Here is a 20,802-nt window from a genome sequence, read left to right on the forward strand (position 1 = left end):
TGGCCCGAAGTTTAGATTTTTTGCTGATGATTTGCCAACGATTTGTTGACGATAAGGGAAAACACCCATCACAATCCGGCGGCCCGGCGCCTACATTCCGTGCACCCTTTCCCCGCAGGACGTCCCTGCAATCTGTTCCACCTCACCCACCGGAGCTCCCATGAAACGTCGCGCTTTCCAACTCTCGATGGCCGCTGCCGCCGTCGCGTTGTCCACCTCGGCCTTCGCCCAGGCCAAGTGGGACCTGGCCACGGCCTACCCGGCCACCAATTTCCACACGGCCAACATCAGCCAGTTCGCGGCCGACGTGGACAAGGCCAGCGGCGGCAAGCTCAAGATCACGGTGCACGCCAACGCCGCGCTGTTCAAGGCGCCCGAGATCAAGCGCGCGGTGCAGGGCGGTCAGGCGCAGGCTGGCGAAATCCTGATGGCCAACTACCAGAACGAATGGGCCCTCTTCGGCGCCGACGGGCTGCCGTTCCTGGCCGACAGCTACGACGAATCGGCCAAGCTCTGGAAGGTGCAGCGCCCGGTGGTGGAGAAGAAGCTGGCCGAGCAGGGCATGATGGTGTTGTACGCCGTGCCATGGCCGCCGCAGGGCGTGTACAGCAAGAAGCCGCTGAACAGCGCGGCCGACCTCAAGGGCATCAAGTGGCGCGCCTACAGCCCGGCCACTGCCCGCATCGCCGAGCTGGTGGGCGCACAGCCCGTCACCGTGCAGGCCGCTGAAGTGAGCCAGGCGTTTGCCACCGGCGTGACCGAAAGCATGATGTCCAGCGGCTCCACCGGCGCCGACGCCAAGCTGTACGAGCACGTGAAGTATTGGTACGACACCCAGGCCTGGTTGCCCAAGAACGCGCTGCTGGTGAACAAGAAAGCCTTCGATGCGCTGGACAAGCCCACGCAGGACGCGGTGCTGAAGGCCGCCGCCGACGCCGAGACCCGCGGCTGGGCCGAGAGCAAGAAGGCCAACGGCGAGAGCCTGGACAAGCTCAAGGCCGGTGGCATGCAGATCCTGCCGGCCCCGGCCGCGCTGAAGACCGACATGAAGAAGGTCGGTGACACCATGCTCAAGGAGTGGCTGGAGAAGGCCGGTCCTGAAGGCCAGGCCATGGTCGACGCGTTCCGCAAGTGAGCCACGACGGCACCATGCGGCGCACGCTCAATGCCTTGTACGACGGCTGCGCCTGGCTCGCGGCGGTGTTCATGATCGGCGTGCTGGTCATGGTGCTGCTGTCGGTGCTGGGCCGGCAGTTCAATTTCCACGTGCCGGGCACGGACGCCTACGCGGGCTACACCATGGCCGCGGCCGGCTTCCTGGCGCTGGCGCACACGCTCAAGCGCAACGAACACATCCGCGTCACGCTGGTGCTGGGCAAGCTCACCGGCCGCGCCCGCCAGGGCCTGGAGCTGTGGTCGCTGACCGCAGCGGTGCTGCTCTCCGGGCTGTTCGCCTGGTTTGCGGTGCGGCTGGTGTGGCAGTCGCACGAATTCAACGACATCTCCACCGGCAACGACGCCACGCCGCTGTGGATTCCCCAGCTGGCGATGGCGCTGGGCACGCTGGTGCTGTTCGTCGCCTTCGTGGACGAATGGGTGCTCGAAGCCCGTGGCCAGCGGCAACGCATCGACGGATCGGAGACCCGACATGAATGACATGGTCGTCACCGGCTTTCTGATCGTTGCCCTGTTTGCGCTGTTGGGCAGCGGCGTCTGGATCGGCCTCACGCTGGCGGGCGTGGCCTGGATCGGCATGGAGCTGTTTTCGTCGCGCAGCGCGGGCGACGCCATGGCCGTCACCATCTGGGGCTCGGCCAGCAGCTGGACGCTGACCGCGCTGCCGTTGTTCGTGTGGATGGGCGAGATCCTGTTCCGCACCAAGCTGTCGGAGAACATGTTCAAGGGCCTGGCGCCCTGGGTCAACGCGCTGCCGGGCCGGCTGCTGCACACCAACATCCTGGGCAGCACCATTTTTGCAGCGGTGTCGGGCTCGTCGGCCGCGACCTGCGCCACCATCGGCAAGATGACGATTCCCGAGCTGACCGCGCGCGGCTACCCGCCGGAGCGCGTCATCGGTTCGCTCGGTGGCGCGAGCACGCTGGGCCTGCTGATCCCGCCGTCGATCGTGATGATCGTGTACGGCGTCGCCGCCGAGGTGTCGATCGCCAAGCTGTTCGTGGCGGGCGTGATTCCGGGGCTGATGCTCGCGGGGCTGTTCAGCGGCTACCTGATGGTCTGGTCGCTGCTCAACCCCGACAAGATCCCCGAAGCCGATGCCGACATGAGCTTCACGGAAAAACTGCGCGCCTCCAGCGAGCTCATTCCGGTGGTGCTGCTCATCGGCGGCGTGATCGGCTCGATCTACGTGGGCGTGGCAACAGCCACCGAGGCGGCCGCCATCGGCGTGGTCGGCTCGCTGATGCTGTCGGCCTACCAGAAGTCGCTCAACTGGCAGAACTTCAAGGACGCGCTGCTGGGGGCCACGAGGCTGTACTGCATGATGGCGCTGATCCTCGCCGGGGCCGCCTTCCTCACCCTGTCCATGGGCTACATCGGCCTGCCGCGTCACCTCGCCGAGTGGGTCGGATCGCTGGGCCTGTCGCCGGGCCTGTTGCTGATCGCGCTGGCGCTGTTCTACATCGTGCTGGGCTGTTTCCTCGACGGCATTTCCATGATCGTGCTGACCATGGGGGTCATCGTGCCCACGGTGCAGGCCGCGGGCATCGACCTGATCTGGTTCGGCATCTTCATCGTGATCGTGGTGGAGATGGCACAGATCACGCCGCCGGTGGGCTTCAACCTGTTTGTGCTGCAGGGCATGACCCAGCGCGAGATCAACTGGATCGCCAGGGTCTGCCTGCCTTACTTTTTCCTCATGGTGCTGGCGGTGTGCCTGCTCTGGTGGTTCCCCTCCATCGTGATGTGGCTGCCGGGGAACATGTGACCGTTGTGTTCAGGCCCGCAGAAAGCGCTGTGGCCTGAACGGGCGCGGGTCGATGGTGGTGGGCTCGCCCAGCATGAGTTGGGACAGCAGCTCACCGGTCCCCGGTCCCGTCGAGAACCCGACGTGCTGGTGCCCCAGCGCCAGCCAGACACCGGGCCGGCCGGGGCATTCCCCCACCATCGGGCGGCTGTCGGGCAGGGTGGGGCGGCTGCCCAGCCAGTCGGGCTCGGCCGTGCGTTCGCCCATCGCCAGCGCCTCGCGCGCGGCCCGTTCGGCGGCGTTCAGTTGTCCAGGTCTCAGTGGCGCGTGTTGCGCGTTGAGTTCCACCCCGGTGGTCAGGCGCAGCCCTTGCGCCATGGGTGCCAGCACGTAGCCTGCCGCCGTGTCGTAGACCGGGCGGTTCAGCGTTGCGCCGTTCACCGGGTTGAGGTGCCGGTGGTAGCCGCGCTCGAAGCCCATGGGCAACTTCAAACCGAGCTGCTGTCGAAGGAAGTCGCGCGACCACGGGCCGAGCGCGATGACCACGTGATCGGCACGCTGGGTTCCCCCGCCGGCCGTGTCGACGCTCCAACCATCACCATCCCGGTGCAACCGAGTGGCCTCGGAGGTCATCACCCGTCCACCCAGTTCCACCAGCCACCTCGCGTAGGCGCGCACGACCTCACCGGGGCTGTCCACCGAGCTGGCGTCTTTCACCCACAGGGCCTTGCGGAAGATGGGTTGCAGGTGCGGTTCCAGGTCGTGCAGTTCGTGCGGGGCCAGCACGGCGGTGGCCACACCGAACCGGGCCAGGGTCTCGCGCCCGAAAGCGCCCGCCCCGAACCCCGTCTCGCTGCGGTAGAGGAACAGCCAGCCCTCATCTCGCCGGCGGTGCGCGACACCGGCCGCCGCCATCCACGCTCGGTGCACGGTGCCGGAATGACGGATGAGCGCGTCGAGTGCCGTGGTGGTGTCGCGAAAGGCCTGTTCGCGCGCATGGGCGAGGAACGAGAGCCCCCAGCGCCATTGATCCAGCAACCCCAGCGGGTGGTATCGAAAGCCCGGGCTGCGCCCGCGCAGCAGGCCCGGCAGCTGCGACCACAGCCGGGGGTGGTTGAACGGCATGAGCGAGCTGCGCGCCAGCACACCCGCGTTGCCGTGCGAGGTGGCGGCACCCGGCCCCAGCGGGTCGATCACGGTCACGTCCAGGCCGCGTTGGCGCAACGAGAGCGCGCAAGCGATGCCCACCATGCCTGCGCCCAGCACCACCACCTGTTGTCCCAGCCTTGCCTGCGTCATGCTCCAATGATTCCTTCGTTGATGCTTTTCCACCCTCAGCTTATCGCCATGACGAGCCCGCCGACCACGACCGAAGGATTTCTGGGGGTGATCATGCTGGACACGCGCTTCCCCCGTCCGCCCGGCGACATCGGCAGCCCGGCCACCTGGGCGCGCGCCAGCATCCCGGCGCGCTTCATCACCGTGCCCGGTGCATCGGCCCGGCGCGTGGTGCAAACCCAAGACCCGGCGCTGCTCGGACCCTTTGCAGACGCTGCACGATCGCTGGCGCACCAGGGTGCCCGGCTGATCACCACCAGTTGCGGGTTTCTGGCCGCGTGGCAAACCGAACTGCAGGCGGCGGTGGACGTGCCGGTGATCACCTCCAGCCTGCTGCAATGTGTCGGCCTGTCGTCCCCGGGCATCGTCACGTTCGATGCCGCTTCGCTGCACGCCGACCTGCTGCAGCGGGCGGGTGTCCCGGTGGGCACGCCGGTGGAAGGTTTGCGGCCGGGCTGCGAACTGCAGTCGCGCATCCTGAGCGACGACACTGAGCTGGATCTGCAGCACGCATCGGATGACGTGGTGGAAGCGGCGGTGCGGCTGGTGGCGAGGCATCCCGAGGTGAAGCACGTGGTGCTCGAGTGCACCAACATGCCACCCTACCGACATGCCGTGGCGCAGGCGACGGGGCGGCCTGTGCACGATCTGGAAACCCTGCTGCTGGCCACATGGAGGGAGCAGCGAACAGCAAACTGAGAATCGAAAAGAGGGGGCGTTCTACCCAGAACGCCGCGGAACCGGCTTCGCCGGGCCGCCAGCGTTGCCCCTCGGGGGTGACGCGAAGCGGCGCGGGGGGGCTACAACTCCTCTACGCGCCGAGCCGGGTAACTGTCCCAGCTCTGGCAGCCGGGGCAATGCCAGAAGTGTTGCCGCGCCTCGAAGCCGCAGGCTGCGCAGCGGTAGCGCTTGAGCGGCGCGCTGGCCTGTTCCAGTGCGGACTGGACCCGCTTCTGGGCGGTGGGGTCGGAGAGCGTCTCGCCACCCAGCCACTGCGTGGCAATCACCAGCGAAGGTTCTCGCTCCAGGTGGGCGAGGTAGTGGGATCGGGCTGCATCCGGGCTCAGGCGGGCCAGGGCCTCGGTGATGTCCAGCGAGGGCGCGTGCGCCTGTGCCGCGTGCAGCAACTGGAGCGCCTCCGCCTGGCGCCCGACCAGCTTGGACAGGTCCGCCAGCGGTAGGGCCGCCAGCGGCATGCCTTGGGGGGCTTCACTGGCCATCTTCTTCAGGGTGTCCATGGCCCCCGACGTGTCGCCCTGCTGGGCCTTGAGCGCCGAGAGCGCCAGCCAGCCGCGCGCCTGTTGAGGCGCTCGGTCCACGGCCTTGCCGAGCAGTCGCAGGGCCTCGGTGACATCGCCTTTGCTCTGGGCCAACTCGGCCTCTTCGCACAGGTAGTGCGACAGGCGCGTGCTGAAGCTGCCCTGGTTGGCGTCTTCCAGCCGCTGGGCGATCGCCTGGGCCTGCGGCCAGTCGCGCGAGCGCTCGCTGATCGCGAGCAGCGCCAGCAGGGCCTCGCCTTCGAAGGCCGACCCATCCAGCTTGTGCAGCGCCGACTCGGCACGGTCCAGCAAACCCGCCTTCAGAAAATCGAGTGCCAAGGCATGCTGGGCACGGTCGCGGTCCTTGCGGTCGAGGTCGGCGCGCGCGAGCAGGTGTTCATGGACCCGGACCGCGCGGTCGTAGTCACCACGGCGGCGGAACAGGTTGCCCAGCGCAAAGTGCAACTCGGCCGTGTCGGGGTCCCGCTGGACCGCTTCGATGAAGGCGTCGATGGCCTGATCCTGCTGCTCGTTCAGCAGGTGGTTCAGGCCCCGGAAATAGGCCTTCGGCGTCTGCCGGCTTTCCATGCGCCACTGGCGCAGGTCCAGGCGCGAAGCAACCCAACCGAGCGCGAACGCCAGAGGCAGGCCCCAGAGGAGCCAGGTGAGATCAAGATCCATGGGTGGTGGTCTGGGGCGGGCCGACAGCATCGGGGACGGTGGGCAGCGGCGTCACGACCGTGGGCGTGGGACGCCGTTGCTTGCGTGCGCGCAGCCACAGCGGCAGCATCACCAGGACACCCAGCACCACGCCCAGCAGCAGCACACACAGCAGCACCAGCACCAGCGGCGCCTGCCAGCTGGCACCGAAGAACAGGTGCAGCGTGACGGGTGCCTGGTTGTTCAGCGCGAAGGCGAACAGCACAAAAAAAATGGCTGCGTTGAGCAGCCACATCAGGTATTTCAAATCATCCCCTCTGTGGTGGGGCGATTGTAGCGATCAGGTCGGCGTCTTCGGCGCGCGGCCCAGGATCTCGGCGGTCTTCTTGTCCACCTCTTCGCGCAGGGCCTTGCCCGGTTTGAAATGGGGGACGCGTTTCTCCGGAATCATCACGCTTTCACCCGAACGCGGGTTGCGCCCGATGCGGGGTGAGCGGCGGTTCACGGAAAAGCTGCCAAAACCCCGGATTTCGATCCGGTGGCCTTTGACCAAGGCCTCGCCCATCGCATCGAGGATCGCTTTGACGGCAAACTCGGCATCGCGGTGGGTGAGCTGGCTGAACTTGCCGGCCAGTGCTTCGACGAGGTCGCTGCGGGTCATGTCTGAATCGAACCGTGTTCGGGTCTGGATGGCGCATCACAGGGCTGGCGCGCAGGGTGCGCGCCAGCCACTGATCAGGCTTCTCAGTTGTTGTTGTCCAGCTTGGCGCGCAGCAGGGCGCCCAGGCTGGTGGTGCCGGCATTTTCACGGGCCGACTGCTGGCTCAGGGTCTGCATGGCTTCGTTCTGGTCAGCCATGTCCTTGGCCTTGATCGACAGCTGGATGTTGCGGGTCTTGCGGTCCACGTTCATCACCACGGTCGTCACTTCGTCGCCTTCTTTCAGCACGTTGCGCGCATCTTCCACGCGGTCACGGCTGATTTCGGAGGCACGCAGGTAGCCCAGCACGTCTTCGCCAAGATCGATTTCAGCGCCCTTGGCGTCCACGGTCTTGACCTTGCCGGTCACGATGGAGCCCTTGTCGTTCACCGACACGAAGGTGGTGAACGGGTCACCGTCGAGTTGCTTGATGCCCAGGGAGATGCGCTCGCGCTCCACATCGATGGCCAGCACGATGGCTTCGACTTCCTGACCCTTTTTGTAGTTGCGTACGGCGGCTTCGCCGGTTTCGTTCCACGACAGATCGGACAGGTGAACCAGGCCGTCGATGCCGGCGGCCAGACCCACGAACACGCCGAAGTCGGTGATCGACTTGATCGGGCCCTTGACGCGGTCACCACGCTTGGTCTGCTCGGCGAACTCGTGCCAGGGGTTGGCACGGCACTGCTTCATGCCCAGCGAGATGCGACGCTTGTCTTCGTCGATGTCGAGCACCATGACTTCGACTTCGTCGCCCAGCGACACCAGCTTGGACGGGGCCACGTTCTTGTTGGTCCAGTCCATTTCGGAGACGTGCACCAGGCCTTCGATGCCTGGCTCCAGCTCGACGAACGCGCCGTAGTCGGCGATGTTGGTGATCTTGCCGAACATGCGCGTGCCTTGCGGGTAGCGGCGGCCAACGCCCATCCAGGGATCGTCGCCCATCTGCTTCAGACCCAGGGAAACGCGGTGCTTCTCGGTGTCGAACTTCAGGATCTTGGCGGTGATTTCCTGGCCAGCCGTCACCACTTCGCTCGGGTGACGGACACGGCGCCAGGCCATGTCGGTGATGTGCAGCAGGCCGTCGATACCGCCCAGGTCCACGAACGCACCGTATTCGGTGATGTTCTTGACCACGCCGTTGACGATCGCGCCTTCTTTCAGCGTGTCCATCAGCTTGGCGCGTTCTTCGCCCATGGAGGCTTCCACCACGGCACGGCGGCTCAGCACCACGTTGTTGCGCTTGCGGTCGAGCTTGATGACCTTGAATTCCAGGGTCTTGTTTTCGTACGGGGTCAGGTCCTTGGTCGGACGGCTGTCGACCAGCGAGCCCGGCAGGAAGGCGCTGATGCCGTTGACCATGACCTTGAGGCCGCCCTTGACCTTGCTGGAGGTCGTGCCGGTGACGAAGTCGCCGGATTCGAGGGCCTTTTCCAGGGCCATCCACGAGGCCAGGCGCTTGGCCTTGTCGCGCGACAGCAGGGTGTCGCCGAAGCCGTTTTCCACGGAGTCGATGGCGACGGAGACGAAGTCGCCGACCTGCACTTCGAGTTCGCCCAGGTCGTTCTTGAACTCGGCGAGCGGCACATAGGCTTCCGACTTCAGACCGGCGTTGACCACGACGTGGTTGTGTTCGATGCGAACGACTTCCGCGGTGATGACTTCGCCTGAGCGCATTTCAGCGCGTTTCAGGGACTCTTCGAAGAGGGCGGCAAAAGATTCAGACATGCAGTTTCCTAGAGCCACTCAGCGTCGGGGCGCAGCACCGGTTGTACGGTTGGCGCGGATTCGACGGATGGGCGGCGTTGACATGCGGTACGGGGTACCGCGGGGTTAAGTGAAAGAACCATTCGGCCTGCGGGCAGTGAGCGCCCGGCGGTGCCGTCTGGGCCATCAGGAATGGTGTTTTCAGCTGCCCGAAAACACCGTTTTGCCTTGCCACCAGTCCAGCACCTGCAGCACCGACTGTTCGATGGTGAGCGCGGAGTTGTCCAGCAACAAAGCATCTTCGGCCGGCTTCAGCGGTGCGTGGGCCCGGGATGTGTCCCGCAGGTCGCGCGCCGCCAAGTCGGCCAAAAGGTCTTCGATGTTAGCAGCAAATCCCTTTGAAATCAACTGCTTATGCCGCCTTTGCGCGCGTTGTTCGGCGCTGGCGGTCAAATACACCTTCAGCGGCGCGTCCGGGAAGATCACGGTGCCCATGTCGCGCCCGTCGGCGACCAGGCCAGGCAGGCGCCGAAAGCTCAGCTGCAACGCATGGAGCGCGGATCGGACCTCGGGATGCTGGGACACCCTGGAGGCCATGCCACCGGTGGACTCCAGCCGCAAGGGGTCGGTGATGTCGCGGCCGGCAAGGTACACCCGGTGATCACGGAACACCAGGGGCAGCTCTGCGGCCAGTCGGGCCAGGGGGGGTTGATCGTCCAGATCGATGCCCGCGTCCTGCGCCGCCAGGGCGGTGGCCCGGTACAGGGCACCCGAGTCGAGCAACTGGTAGCCCAGCCGTTGGGCCACCTCAGAGGCCAGTGTTCCCTTGCCTGATGCCGTGGGGCCGTCGATGCAGATCACCGGGATGGCATGGGCCGGCGTGTGGCTCACGTCGAACAGGGTCTCGAAATAGTCCGGGAAGGTCTTGGCCACGCATTTCGGGTCTTCGATCCGCACCGGCAGGGCGTCCGGATTGAAGGCCACGAGAGAGAAGCACATGGCCACGCGGTGGTCGTCGTAGGTGTGGATGCTTCCCGTGCTCCATCGCGTGGGGGGCGTGATGCGGATGAAATCTGTCCCTTCTTCGACCGTGGCGCCGAACTTGCGGCACTCGGTCGCCATGGCGGCGATCCGGTCGGTTTCCTTGACGCGCCAGCTGGCGATGTTGCGCAAGGTGGTGGTGCCGTCGGCGTAGAGCGCCATGACGGCCAGCGTCATGGCGGCGTCAGGGATGTGGTTGCAGTCCAGGTCGATGGCCTTGAGGGGCCAGGCTCCGCGCCGGATGTGCAGGCGGTTGGCTTCGCCCGTCACATCGGCTCCCATCAAGCGGGCGGCTTCGACGAAGCGGATGTCGCCCTGGATCGACGCTAGCCCCACGCCTTCGATGGTGATGCCCTGGGTGCCGGGTGTGGCTGCGGCGATGGCACCCAGCGCAATGAAATAGCTTGCCGAAGAGGCATCACCTTCGACGTGGATCAGGCCGGGCGAGCGGTATTTGCAACCCGCAGGGATGGTGAAACGCGACCAGCCATTGCGCTGCACCGTGACACCAAAGCGCTCCAGCAAATTGAGCGTGATCTCGATGTAGGGCTTGGAAATCAGTTCGCCCACCACGTCGATCACCACGTTGTGCGATGTGGCCACCAGCGGCAAGGCCAGCAGCAAGGCGGTGAGGAACTGGCTCGACACGTCGCCCCGAACGCGGATCGGCTCGTCCAGGTTCAGCGACTGAGGAGTCCCGTTGCCCAGGCGCAATGGCGGGTAGCCTTCTTGGCCCGTGCAGTCCACAGGGCACCCCAGCTGGCGCAGCGCGTCCACCAGATCACCGATGGGGCGCTCGTGCATGCGCGCGACGCCGCTGAGTTCGAACTGGCCGCCCTGGGTGCTGGCGAGCAACGCGAGCGCGGCGGTGAGTGGGCGCATCGCCGTGCCGGCATTGCCCAGAAAGAGAGGTGCCTGCCTGACGGGCAGCGCACCGCCCAGGCCGTGCACGCGCAGCACACTGTCGGTTTGCGGTTCGATGCGGCATCCCAGCTGACCCAGCGCCGTCAGCATGACGCGCGTGTCGTCCGAATCCAGCAGATCGGCAATGTCGGTGTGGCCGACGCTCAGCGCGGCGAGCAAGAGCACGCGGTTGGAAATGCTCTTGGAGCCGGGCAGGCGGACCGTGCCGCCAGCGCTGCTCAACGGCGGAAGATCAAGATGTTCAATGGCGTACATGCGACGACGGTCGGTGCTCAGCTTTGCGGCTTGTGGGTGCTCATGCGCCAGTGGGACCGGGCGTGGCTGGCTTTTTCGATCAGCGATTCCAGGGCATCGGCGTTGCCAGCAGAGATCGCCGTTTCGAAGGCGTGCAGGGCACGCTGGAAATGTCGGGACTGCGCAATCAGTTCCTCGCGGTTGGACGCGAGGATGTCGCGCCAGACGCTGGGGTCGCTCGCGGCGATGCGCGTGAAGTCGCGAAAGCCGGGGCCGGCCAGCGACAGAAATTCCTTCGCCTGGGCCTGCCCGGTGATGCCGTTCATCAGCGCAAACGCAATCATGTGGGGCAGGTGGCTCACGGCCGCGTAGGCCGCGTCGTGCGCCTCGGGTGACATCTGTTCCACTTGGCAGCCCAGCGCGGTCCACAACCGTGCGGCCTTGTCCAGTTGGGCGGTGAGCGTGCGTTCGATGGGTGTGAGAATGACCTTCCGGCCCGCGTACAGGTCGGCATCGGCGTGCTCCACGCCCGCCAACTCCTTGCCCGTGATGGGGTGGGCGGGCACGAAGATGCCGACCTGGTCCTTGAGCACGCGGCGCGCGGCGTCGATCACATCGCGCTTGGTTGAGCCCACGTCCATGATGAGCGTGTCTTTGCTCAACAGATGCCGGATGGCCTTGAAGGTCGCTTCGGTGGCCGACACCGGCACCGCGACCAGCACCAGATCGGCACCCGACACCGCCAGCAACGCCGAAGGGGCCTCGATGTCGATCACCCCCATCTGCCGGGCTCGCTCGGTGGTGGAGGGCGATTTGCTGTAGCCGACGACGCGCTTGACCAGGCCCGCTTTCTTCAGCGCGAGCGCAAAAGAGCCTCCCATCAGGCCGCAGCCAATGAGACCGAGCTGTTCGAATTTCACAGGGGCGGGAGTGGTCATGTCATTCACTGACCGGGTAAGCACCCAGCACCTTGTAAAAGGCGCAAAGGCCCTGGAGTTCTTTGAGCGCCGCCGCCACATGAGGTTGCGACGGATGGCCGGCGATGTCGATGTAGAAGTAGTACTCCCACTGACCCGACTTGGCTGGGCGAGACTCGAAGCGCGTCATGGACACGCCGTTGTTCTTCAGTGGCACCAGCAGGTCGTGAACCGCGCCCGGGCGGTTGGGCACCGACACCACGAGGCTGGTGCAGTCCTTGCCCGAAGCTGGTGGCATGGCCAGGGTCTGCGGCAGGCTGATCACGGCGAAACGCGTGCGGTTGTAGGCCTCGTCCTGGATCGCATGCGCCACGATGTGCAGCCCAAACTGCGCGGCGGCGCGTTCGCTGGCCAGGCCGGCCCAGGCCGGGTGGGTCGCGGCCAGGCGGGCGCCCTCGGCATTGCTGGACACCGCCCGGCGTTCGGCGTTGGGCAGATGCTGGCTCAGCCAGCCCTGGCACTGGGCGAGCGCCTGTGGATGCGCCATGACGACCTCGATGCCGTCCAGGTGGTTCACCTGGCGCAGCAGGTTGTGGCGCACCAGCAGACTCACTTCACCGACCACGTGGACCGGCGAGCGCAGGAACAGGTCGAGCGAGCGGGCCACCACGCCTTCGGTGGAGTTCTCCATGCCCACCACGCCGTACTGCGCGGTGCCCGCTGCGGTGGCGTGGAACACCTCGTCAAAATTGGCGCAGTAGATCAGGTTGGCTGCGCTGCCGAAAAACTCGATGGCGGCCTGCTCGCAGAACGTGCCTTGCGGTCCGAGCACGGCGACGCGTTGGGGTGCTTCCAGCGCCAGGCAGGCCGACATGATCTCGCGCCAGATGGATGCCACATGCGCGTTCTGCAACGGACCCTGGTTGGCCTTCTGGATCTTTTCGATGACCTGGGCCACGCGGTCGGGGCGGAAGAACGGCGAGCCCTCGGCGCGTTTGATCTCGCCGACCTGTTCGGCCACCTTGGCGCGCTGGTTGAGCAACGAGAGCAGTTGCTGGTCCAGCGAGTCGATCTGGACCCGCAAGGTGCCCAGCGCTTCGGATTGGGAGGGTTGGGTCATGCTTGTGTCTGTTCAAAATCCCGCATGTACGTCACCAGTGCCTGCACACCTTCCAGCGGCATGGCGTTGTAGATGCTGGCGCGCATGCCCCCCACCGACTTGTGGCCCTTGAGCTGCAGCAGCCCGGCCGCTTTGGCCCCGGCCAGGAAGGCGTCGTTGCGCGATTCATCGCGCAGGAAGAAGGGGATGTTCATGCGAGAGCGGCAGTCCTTGGCCACCTTGTTCAGGTAGAACCCCGAGCCGTCGATGAAGTCGTACAGCAGTCGGGCTTTGGCCATGTTCTTCGCTTCCATCGCGGCGATGCCGGTGAGCGCACCTTCGGTCTGGGCCTTGAGCCACTGGAAGGTCAGTCCCGCCATGTAGATGCTGTAGGTGGGTGGCGTGTTGTACATCGATGCGTTGTCGGCCACGGTTTTGTAGTCGAACGCGCTCGGGCAGATGGACAGCGCGTGACCCAGCAGGTCTTCGCGGACCACCACCAGGGTCACGCCGGCAGGCCCGAGGTTTTTCTGCGCGCCACCAAAGGCCAGGCCCACACGAGACCAGTCCACCGAGCGCGAGGCAACGTGAGAAGAGAAGTCGATCACCAGCGGGGCGTCGCTGCCCAGGGCCTTGAGGTCGGGCAGCTCGTGGAACTCCACGCCGTGGATGGTTTCGTTGCTGCAGAGGTGCAGGTATTGCGCGTTGCTGCTCAAGCGCCAACCGGCGGGTGAGGGCAGGGTGGTGTGGTGGTCGGCCTCGTTGCTGCCCACCACGTTGGCAGCAGCGTACTTGCGCGCTTCCTTGGCCGACTTCTGGCTCCAGCTGCCCGTGACCACGAAGTCCACCACGCCGCCCCGAGACAGGTTCATCGGCACGATGGCGTTTTCAGCCAGACCTCCGCCCTGCATGAACAGAATGCGGAAGTGGGCCGGCACCGCCAGCAACTCGCGCAAGTCCGCTTCCGCCGTGGCCGCGATGGACATGAACTCCTTGCCCCGGTGGCTCATCTCCATCACGCCCATGCCGCTGCCTTGCCAGTCCAGCATCTCGGCCGCCGCCTGCTGCAGCACGGCCTCGGGCATGGCGGCCGGGCCGGCCGAGAAGTTGTAGGGGCGTGTCATGCTTCGGTGCCCGCGTCGGTGTCGTCTCCAGCGTCGGTCGCATCCGGTGCATCACCTGCATCGGCCACGTTGGCGTCGTTCTCCACGATGCGCTGCAGGCCCGACAGCTCCGCGCCATCGTCCAGCGCGATCAGCGTCACGCCCTGCGTGGCGCGGCCCATTTCGCGGATCTCGCTCACCCGCGTGCGCACCAGCACGCCCTTGTCGGTGATCAGCATGATCTCGTCGTCGCTGTGCACCAGCGTGGCGGCCACGACCTTGCCATTGCGCTCGCTCTGCTGGATCGCGATCATGCCCTTGGTGCCACGGCCGTGGCGGGTGTATTCACTGATCGGCGTGCGCTTGCCGTAGCCGTTGATGGTCGCGGTCAGCACGCTTTGCTGCTCGTCTTCGGCCACCAGCATGGCAATCACGCTCTGGCCGTCTTCGATCGTCATGCCGCGCACACCGCGGGCATTGCGGCCCAGCGGACGCACGTCGTTTTCGTCGAAACGCACGGCCTTGCCACCGTCGCTGAACAGCATCACATCGTGCTGCCCATCGGTGAGCGCCGCGCCGATCAGGAAGTCGCCTTCGTCGAGGTTGACCGCGATGATGCCGCCCTTGCGCGGGTTGTTGAACTCGTCCAGCGAGGTTTTCTTCACGGTGCCCATGGACGTGGCCATGAACACAAAGCGGTTGTCGGGGAAGCTGCGCGCTTCACCGGTCAGCGCCAGCACCACGTTGATCTTCTCGCCCTCCTGCAGCGGGAACATGTTGACGATGGGGCGGCCGCGCGAGCCGCGCGAGCCCGCCGGCACTTCCCACACCTTGAGCCAGTACAGGCGGCCGCGGTTGGAGAAACACAGGATGTAGTCGTGCGTGTTGGCGATGAAGAGCTGGTCGATCCAGTCGTCTTCCTTGGTGGCGGTGGCCTGTTTGCCGCGTCCGCCGCGCTTTTGCGCCCGGTACTCGGAGAGCGGCTGGCTCTTGATGTAGCCGCTGTGACTGAGCGTGACCACCATGTCGGTGGGAGTGATCAGGTCTTCGGTGGACAGGTCTTGCGCGCTGTGCTCGATCTCGCTGCGGCGAGCGCCCAGCTTGGTCACGCCAAACTCCTGTTTCACAGCGGTCAGTTCTTCACCGATGATGGTGGACACACGCTCGGGCCGGGCCAGGATATCGAGCAGATCGTCGATTTCGGCCATCACGTCCTTGTACTCGGCGACGATCTTGTCCTGCTCCAGTCCGGTCAGGCGTTGCAGACGCATCTGCAGGATTTCCTGGGCCTGCGTTTCGCTCAGTCGGTACAGGCCATCGCCCTGCATGCCGAACTCACGTTCCAGACCGTCGGGGCGGTAGTCGTCGGCGTTGACCACGCCGCCATCCAGGCGGCTGCGGGTCAGCATCTCGCGCACCAGCTTGCTGTCCCAGCTGCGCGTCATCAGCTCGGCCTTGGCCACGGGCGGGGTGGGTGACTCGCGGATGATGCGAATGAACTCGTCGATGTTGGCCAGCGCCACGGCCAGGCCTTCGAGCACGTGGCCGCGTTCGCGCGCCTTGCGCAGTTCAAACACCGTGCGGCGCGTCACCACCTCGCGGCGGTGCTCCAGGAACACCTGGACCAGGTCCTTCAGATTGCACAGCTTGGGTTGGCCGTCGATCAGGGCCACCATGTTGATGCCGAAGGTGTCCTGCAACTGCGTCTGTTTGTACAGGTTGTTCAGCACCACCTCGGGCACTTCGCCGCGCTTGAGTTCGATCACCAGGCGCATGCCCGACTTGTCCGACTCGTCCTGGATGTGGCTGATGCCCTCAATCTTCTTTTCATGCACCAGTTCGGCAATGCGCTCCTGGAGCGTCTTCTTGTTCACCTGGTAGGGCAGTTCGTCCACGATGATGGACTGGCGTTGGCCCTTGTCGATGTCCTCGAAATGGCACTTGGCGCGCATCACCACACGGCCTCGCCCTGTGCGGTAGCCATCTTTGACGCCATTGATGCCGTAGATGATGCCGCCGGTAGGGAAGTCGGGTGCCGGGATGATCTCCATCAGCTCGTCGATGGACGCTTCAGGGTGCTTGAGCAGGTGCAGACAGGCGTCCACCGACTCGTTGAGGTTGTGCGGTGGAATGTTGGTCGCCATGCCCACCGCGATGCCGCCCGAGCCGTTCACCAGCAGGTTGGGGAAGCGTGCCGGCAAAACCAACGGTTCTTTTTCCGAGCCGTCGTAGTTGGGACCGTAGTTGACGGTGTCTTTGTCGATGTCGGCCAGCATTTCGTGGGCGATCTTCGACATGCGGATTTCGGTGTATCGCATGGCGGCGGCGTTGTCGCCGTCCACGCTGCCGAAGTTGCCCTGGCCGTCCACCAGCATGTGACGCAGCGAAAAGTCTTGCGCCATGCGAACGATGGTGTCGTACACCGCCGAGTCGCCGTGTGGGTGGTACTTACCGATCACATCACCGACGATACGGGCCGATTTCTTGTACGGCCGGTTCCAGTCGTTGTTGAGCTCGTGCATGGCGAACAGAACGCGACGATGCACCGGTTTCAGGCCGTCGCGCGCATCAGGCAGTGCGCGCCCCACGATCACGCTCATGGCGTAGTCGAGGTAGCTTCGGCGCATTTCCTCTTCAAGGCTGATGGGCAGGGTTTCTTTGGCGAACTGTGTCATGAGCGGTGAAGAGAGGTCCGTGTACAGCCTGTGGGCAACCGCTCATTTTAAATGACAGGCTGGCATGTGACTTGCCGCTGTGCTTGTTGTGTTCCGGCAACGATCGCGCTAATTGTCTGAACTGGGGTGACTCCCGTGTCCCTCCGCCCTGATTCTTGTTTCACACGCTTGTGGCACAATAATTTCAGCGTTTCAAGTGGTGGTCACTTCAAGCGTGATTGTTGACATCCAGCCCGTCCGCGGCTTACTCCAAGAGGAAAACCATGAAAAAACTGAACACAGTGGCAATGCTGTTTGCAACCGCCGCCATGGCATCGGCCGCCTTTGCAGCGCCTTCCAGCGGTACCGCAACGAACGACAATTGGCGCAGTGGCCATGGCAATCTTCAGTGGAAAAACGGCGACGGATCGCTCTGCTGGCGCGATGCCAACTGGACCCCAGCCACCGCTGCCAAAGGCTGTGACGGCGCCATCGTGCCTGCACCGGCTCCTGCCCCCGCACCTGCTCCCGTTGCTGCACCGGCTCCTGCCCCCGCACCTGCTCCGGCACCTGCCGCAGCGCCTGCCGCTCCGGCCGCCACCAAGGTCACCTATGCCGCCGATGCGTTCTTTGATTTCGACAAGTCCGTGGTCAAGCCCGAAGGCAAAGCCAAGCTGGACGATCTGGCAAGCAAGGTCAGCGGCATCAACCTGGAAGTGGTGATCGCCGTCGGCCACACCGACTCCAAGGGCACCGCTACCTACAACCAGGCCCTGTCCGTTCGCCGCGCCGAAGCTGTGAAGGCTTATCTGGTGAGCAAGGGCATTGAAAGCAACCGCGTGTACACCGAAGGCAAGGGTCTGACCCAGCCTGTGGCCGACAACGCTACCTCCGAAGGCCGCGCCAAGAACCGCCGCGTCGAAGTGGAAGTCGTCGGCACGCGCACCAACAAGTAAGCTTTGCTGGCTGCGTTCCCAACGCATGGCCCCAGGCGCGAAAGCGTCTGGGGCCATTTTCGTGGCCTGTTGGTGTGTCGAGCGGGTGTTTTCTGGTGTGCGGCGGTGTGGATCGGTTGCGCCGTGTTGGCGTGGAGAACCGCTCATTCGGAGACACGCCCCTCCAGGAACTTCTTCCCTGTGGTCCGCGCCATAGGCGCTGACTGCCAGGCGATCTGGTCCATCAGGCCTGCCACACCGGTGGTGGTGATGCTGATTTCGCCGCGGATGGTCTACAGCATGTCCGAATGGCCTCGCATGAGGTCGGCTGCTTTGGCAGCGGGCTTCGAGGTGGTGACCTGGAAAGCGCCGGGGATTGCCCCTCACGAGTGGGTCCAAGCCGTTCGGGCGGCTCGCTGGACACCCCTGCAGAGTGCCTCGATCGGAGAGGCGCCGTCGACGTGTTCCGAGTGGTTCCAAGGCCTCAATCACTTCCCCTTCAGCTCCGTTGTTCTGGATGATCAGATTCACGGGTGGCCGATCTGGGGTGTGCTGCCCGATGCGGCTTGGGTTGCGTCGCTGGCGCTGCGCCTGGAAGCCCTGAAGGATGCGCGCATCCGCAACAAACTGAAATTCCCATGATGCCATCGGTTGATGCGGCCTGTGTTCATCTTCTGGCTCTGCTCATGGCCTTGGCCGTGCCGGCCCAGGCCCGCGAGCCCAACAACGTCTGCGTCGACGCCGTGAGCTATTTGCCTCTGGACGCCGAGATGGTGGGGTTGGACAGCAATGGCGTTCCTGCATTGGGTACCTACGAACGCATCAGCCCGGATGGGCGCTTTGTCCTGCGCTCGTTTTCCGGCGCGAGGTTGGGCGAGGTGTCGCTGATCGAACTGCCGGCGGACACGGCCGGTCGGCTTGCGGTGTACAGAACGCCGCTCAGCAACGAGGCGTTTCCGGTACAGGGCACCTGGCGCTACGTGGTCGATGTCGATGGGCGCCACTTTCGGTTCGCCGATGTGGTGCAGCAGCAAGAGCAGGCGAAACCACGGTTTCAAGGCGGCATGCGCGGTTTCTATGCCGCCGCTGCAGAGTTGACGCGGGTCAAGTCCGACGACAAATCTCTGGTCTGGATTCGTTCCATGAGCTGGCCGCAGGGCGACCGGGGGGGGCAGGGCACTGGACCGCTGCAGGTGCGCACGATGGGTGTGCGTGATCAGGGTGACCTGGTGGAGGTTGTGTCGGACAGCGGTCCGCAATTCATCTGCGGGGCGCGGGGCAGTGTCGATGGCGGGGTGTACACCTTGCCCATGATTTCGGTGGACGGGCTGGAATTTTCGGCGATTCCCATCAATCCGCGTGTCGGACAACCCAGCATGCGGGTTTACGGACTGGCGAACGACGCACTTGCCGCTGCGCACCCCTGCGATCTGCGCGTGGACTTGCATGCTGCGCCTGGCAAGGCGGTGTTTGGCTTTGCCGGTGCCCGATCGGCGATGTTGATCTACACGGACAACGCCAGCGTGTACTTCGTGGACCGGCATCCTGCATTGCGCGACCAGGTGTTTCGCATCGAAGACACGCAAACCCAAGTGCTGGCCAGTGCGTTTCCCGGTCTGACCCGAGATGGACGCATTGTGTTTGGGGCCAGCTGGAAGGAGTGCCCCTCCCGCGGGGTGTGCCTCGATCGTGCGGGTTATGTGGTCGCCGACCCATACCAAAACCCCGACTACCGCCAGCAACTCCAGCGATTGGGGCTGTCGCCGGACAAGGCCTGCATCACGCGGCGCGATGTCCTGCAAGAGCGGCGGCGCTTTGCGACGCAACACGGACTCAAGCCCTGAAGCCGTGGGAAAATCCTGGGCATGAACCCCGTCAATGCCGATCCGGCCGAACTCGCCAAGTTTTCCGACCTTGCTCACCGCTGGTGGGACCCCGAGAGTGAATTCCGTCCCTTGCACCAGATCAACCCGCTGCGGCTGGCCTGGATCGAGGGGTTGGCCCCGCTCGCGGGTCGGAGGGTTCTCGATGTGGGTTGCGGTGGCGGCATCCTGTCGGACTCGATGGCACGCAAAGGTGCCGACGTGACCGGCATCGACCTCTCCAGCAAGGCGCTCAAAGTGGCGCAGCTGCACGCGCTGGAAGCCGGAACCCACCAGGTCAGCTACCGCGAAATCAGCGCCGAGGCGATGGCACAGGAGCAGCCAGCGTCGTTCGACGTGGTTACCTGCATGGAGATGCTCGAGCACGTCCCCGACCCAGCCTCCGTGGTGCGCGCCTGCGCCGCGCTGGTGAAGCCCGGTGGATGGGTGTTCTTCTCGACCATCAACCGCAATCCGAAGTCTTTCCTGTTCGCCATCGTCGGTGCAGAGTACCTGCTGCGGATGTTGCCCAAGGGCACCCACGAATATGCCAAGATGATCCGTCCGAGCGAGTTGGCGCGCTACTGCCGTGCGGCCGATCTGACGCTGGAGCACACACGTGGCATGGAATACAACCCGCTGTCCCAGCGCTATTGGCTGAGTGACGACACCAGCGTCAACTACATGATGGCCACACGCCGACCATGAGCGTGGTGTTTCGTGGCATACGGGCCGTGTTGTTCGATCTGGATGGCACCTTGATTGACAGCGCTCCCGACCTGGGGGCTGCCGCCAATGCGATGCTGGTGCGCCGGGGGCGCGAAGCCATTTCTCTCGATCAGTACCGGGCATTGGCTGGTTCGGGTGCACGGGGCATGTTGCGGGTGGCTTTTGGCATCGATCCCGGGCAAAAGGACTTTGAGTTGCTCAAGCAGGAGTTCTTCTCCGAGTACCAAGCGTGTCTCACCGCAAGCACCCAAGCCTTTGACGGCGTCAGCGGCATGTTGGCGGCGCTTGGGCATGCTGGTTTGCCCTGGGGCGTGGTCACCAACAAAGGGGCGCGATTCACGGGGCCCTTGACCTGCGCCATGGGACTGTTTGCCACCGCGGCCACCGTCATCAGCGGCGACACGACGCCACACGCCAAGCCTCATCCAGCGCCGTTGTTTGAGGCCGCCCGGCGACTGGCGCTACCGCCGGAAGCATGCCTTTATGTGGGTGATGATCTGCGCGACATCCAGGCCGGTCAGGCAGCAGGCATGAAAACGGTCGCCGCGATGTACGGTTACCTGGGTCAAGGGACCGATGTGAGCAGTTGGGGAGCGGACGCTTCAATATCTTCTCCCGCCGACCTCTTGCAATTGCTCGAACTGCCTTAAACTTGATGACTCTGGGGCTGCACTGGTTTCGACGTGGGTTCGGACACGCAGCAGGGCATGTCGAGGTT

Annotated in this window: 19 protein-coding genes; 9 read left to right on the forward strand and 10 right to left on the reverse strand. The window is 64.9% G+C overall.

Features of this window, described 5'->3' with window-relative positions:
- Window positions 1-160 precede the first annotated feature (160 nt).
- From IV088_RS09980 to IV088_RS09990, 3 genes are read left to right on the forward strand one after another with little or no spacing between them, the layout of a single operon-like run.
- Window positions 161-1,135, forward strand: a complete 975-nt coding sequence (locus tag IV088_RS09980) for a TRAP transporter substrate-binding protein (protein WP_291101295.1) — start codon at window positions 161-163, stop codon at window positions 1,133-1,135.
- Between the two features lie 14 nt (window positions 1,136-1,149).
- Window positions 1,150-1,656, forward strand: coding sequence for a TRAP transporter small permease (locus IV088_RS09985; RefSeq protein WP_291101350.1), 507 nt, complete (start codon window positions 1,150-1,152; stop codon window positions 1,654-1,656).
- Complete coding sequence (locus IV088_RS09990) at window positions 1,649-2,944, forward strand: TRAP transporter large permease subunit (protein WP_291101298.1); 1,296 nt, start codon at window positions 1,649-1,651, stop codon at window positions 2,942-2,944. Before IV088_RS09985 ends, IV088_RS09990 begins: the two co-directional genes overlap by 8 nt.
- A 9-nt stretch (window positions 2,945-2,953) precedes the next feature.
- Here the strand turns inward: IV088_RS09990 and IV088_RS09995 are convergent, their stop codons facing one another.
- Complete coding sequence (locus IV088_RS09995) at window positions 2,954-4,222, reverse strand: FAD-binding oxidoreductase (protein WP_291101300.1); 1,269 nt, start codon at window positions 4,220-4,222, stop codon at window positions 2,954-2,956.
- A 48-nt stretch (window positions 4,223-4,270) separates the two neighbouring features.
- Between IV088_RS09995 and IV088_RS10000 the strand changes: the two genes are divergently transcribed.
- The gene (locus IV088_RS10000; protein ID WP_291101303.1) at window positions 4,271-4,960 is read left to right on the forward strand and encodes an aspartate/glutamate racemase family protein; all 690 of its coding nucleotides are present in this window, start codon (window positions 4,271-4,273) and stop codon (window positions 4,958-4,960) included.
- A 101-nt stretch (window positions 4,961-5,061) separates the two neighbouring features.
- On the opposite strand, the gene lapB is transcribed toward IV088_RS10000, so the two are convergent.
- The 9 genes from lapB to gyrA all read right to left on the reverse strand — a co-directional run bounded on the left by lapB (window position 5,062) and on the right by gyrA (window position 16,579).
- Window positions 5,062-6,201: a lipopolysaccharide assembly protein LapB gene (gene lapB, locus IV088_RS10005; RefSeq protein WP_291101306.1), complete on the reverse strand. Its 1,140-nt coding sequence runs from the start codon at window positions 6,199-6,201 to the stop codon at window positions 5,062-5,064.
- The gene (locus tag IV088_RS10010; protein WP_291101308.1) at window positions 6,191-6,487 is read right to left on the reverse strand and encodes a lipopolysaccharide assembly protein LapA domain-containing protein; all 297 of its coding nucleotides are present in this window, start codon (window positions 6,485-6,487) and stop codon (window positions 6,191-6,193) included. The genes lapB and IV088_RS10010 overlap by 11 nt, the downstream gene beginning before the upstream one ends.
- A gap of 33 nt (window positions 6,488-6,520) precedes the next feature.
- Window positions 6,521-6,841, reverse strand: a complete 321-nt coding sequence (locus tag IV088_RS10015; protein ID WP_291101311.1) for an integration host factor subunit beta — start codon at window positions 6,839-6,841, stop codon at window positions 6,521-6,523.
- Between the two features lie 83 nt (window positions 6,842-6,924).
- Complete coding sequence (gene rpsA / locus IV088_RS10020; RefSeq protein ID WP_291101314.1) at window positions 6,925-8,607, reverse strand: 30S ribosomal protein S1; 1,683 nt, start codon at window positions 8,605-8,607, stop codon at window positions 6,925-6,927.
- 180 nt (window positions 8,608-8,787) lie between these two features.
- Window positions 8,788-10,806, reverse strand: a complete 2,019-nt coding sequence (locus tag IV088_RS10025) for a bifunctional 3-phosphoshikimate 1-carboxyvinyltransferase/cytidylate kinase (protein ID WP_291101317.1) — start codon at window positions 10,804-10,806, stop codon at window positions 8,788-8,790.
- A gap of 17 nt (window positions 10,807-10,823) precedes the next feature.
- Complete coding sequence (locus tag IV088_RS10030) at window positions 10,824-11,723, reverse strand: prephenate dehydrogenase/arogenate dehydrogenase family protein (RefSeq protein WP_291101320.1); 900 nt, start codon at window positions 11,721-11,723, stop codon at window positions 10,824-10,826.
- Window position 11,724: 1 nt separating this feature from the next.
- Window positions 11,725-12,822, reverse strand: coding sequence for a prephenate dehydratase (gene pheA / locus IV088_RS10035; protein WP_236964647.1), 1,098 nt, complete (start codon window positions 12,820-12,822; stop codon window positions 11,725-11,727).
- Window positions 12,819-13,925 (reverse strand): 3-phosphoserine/phosphohydroxythreonine transaminase, encoded by a 1,107-nt coding sequence (gene serC, locus IV088_RS10040; protein WP_291101323.1) that lies wholly within the window; start codon window positions 13,923-13,925, stop codon window positions 12,819-12,821. Before serC ends, pheA begins: the two co-directional genes overlap by 4 nt.
- Window positions 13,922-16,579, reverse strand: a complete 2,658-nt coding sequence (gyrA, locus tag IV088_RS10045) for a DNA gyrase subunit A (RefSeq protein WP_291101326.1) — start codon at window positions 16,577-16,579, stop codon at window positions 13,922-13,924. The genes serC and gyrA overlap by 4 nt, the downstream gene beginning before the upstream one ends.
- A gap of 263 nt (window positions 16,580-16,842) precedes the next feature.
- On the opposite strand from gyrA, the gene ompA reads away from it, so the two are divergent.
- From ompA to IV088_RS10070, 5 genes are all read left to right on the forward strand, one after another.
- Window positions 16,843-17,514: an outer membrane protein OmpA gene (gene ompA, locus IV088_RS10050; protein ID WP_291101329.1), complete on the forward strand. Its 672-nt coding sequence runs from the start codon at window positions 16,843-16,845 to the stop codon at window positions 17,512-17,514.
- Between the two features lie 249 nt (window positions 17,515-17,763).
- On the forward strand, window positions 17,764-18,135 hold the full coding sequence (locus IV088_RS10055) for a hypothetical protein (protein ID WP_291101332.1): 372 nt from the start codon (window positions 17,764-17,766) through the stop codon (window positions 18,133-18,135).
- Between the two features lie 44 nt (window positions 18,136-18,179).
- Window positions 18,180-19,337, forward strand: a complete 1,158-nt coding sequence (locus IV088_RS10060; protein WP_291101335.1) for a hypothetical protein — start codon at window positions 18,180-18,182, stop codon at window positions 19,335-19,337.
- Between the two features lie 21 nt (window positions 19,338-19,358).
- Window positions 19,359-20,063: a bifunctional 2-polyprenyl-6-hydroxyphenol methylase/3-demethylubiquinol 3-O-methyltransferase UbiG gene (gene ubiG, locus IV088_RS10065; protein ID WP_291101338.1), complete on the forward strand. Its 705-nt coding sequence runs from the start codon at window positions 19,359-19,361 to the stop codon at window positions 20,061-20,063.
- 5 nt (window positions 20,064-20,068) lie between these two features.
- Complete coding sequence (locus tag IV088_RS10070; protein ID WP_291101353.1) at window positions 20,069-20,734, forward strand: HAD-IA family hydrolase; 666 nt, start codon at window positions 20,069-20,071, stop codon at window positions 20,732-20,734.
- Window positions 20,735-20,802 lie beyond the last annotated feature (68 nt).

This window comes from Hydrogenophaga sp. (genome assembly GCF_018780075.1).
GTDB lineage: Bacteria > Pseudomonadota > Gammaproteobacteria > Burkholderiales > Burkholderiaceae_C > Hydrogenophaga.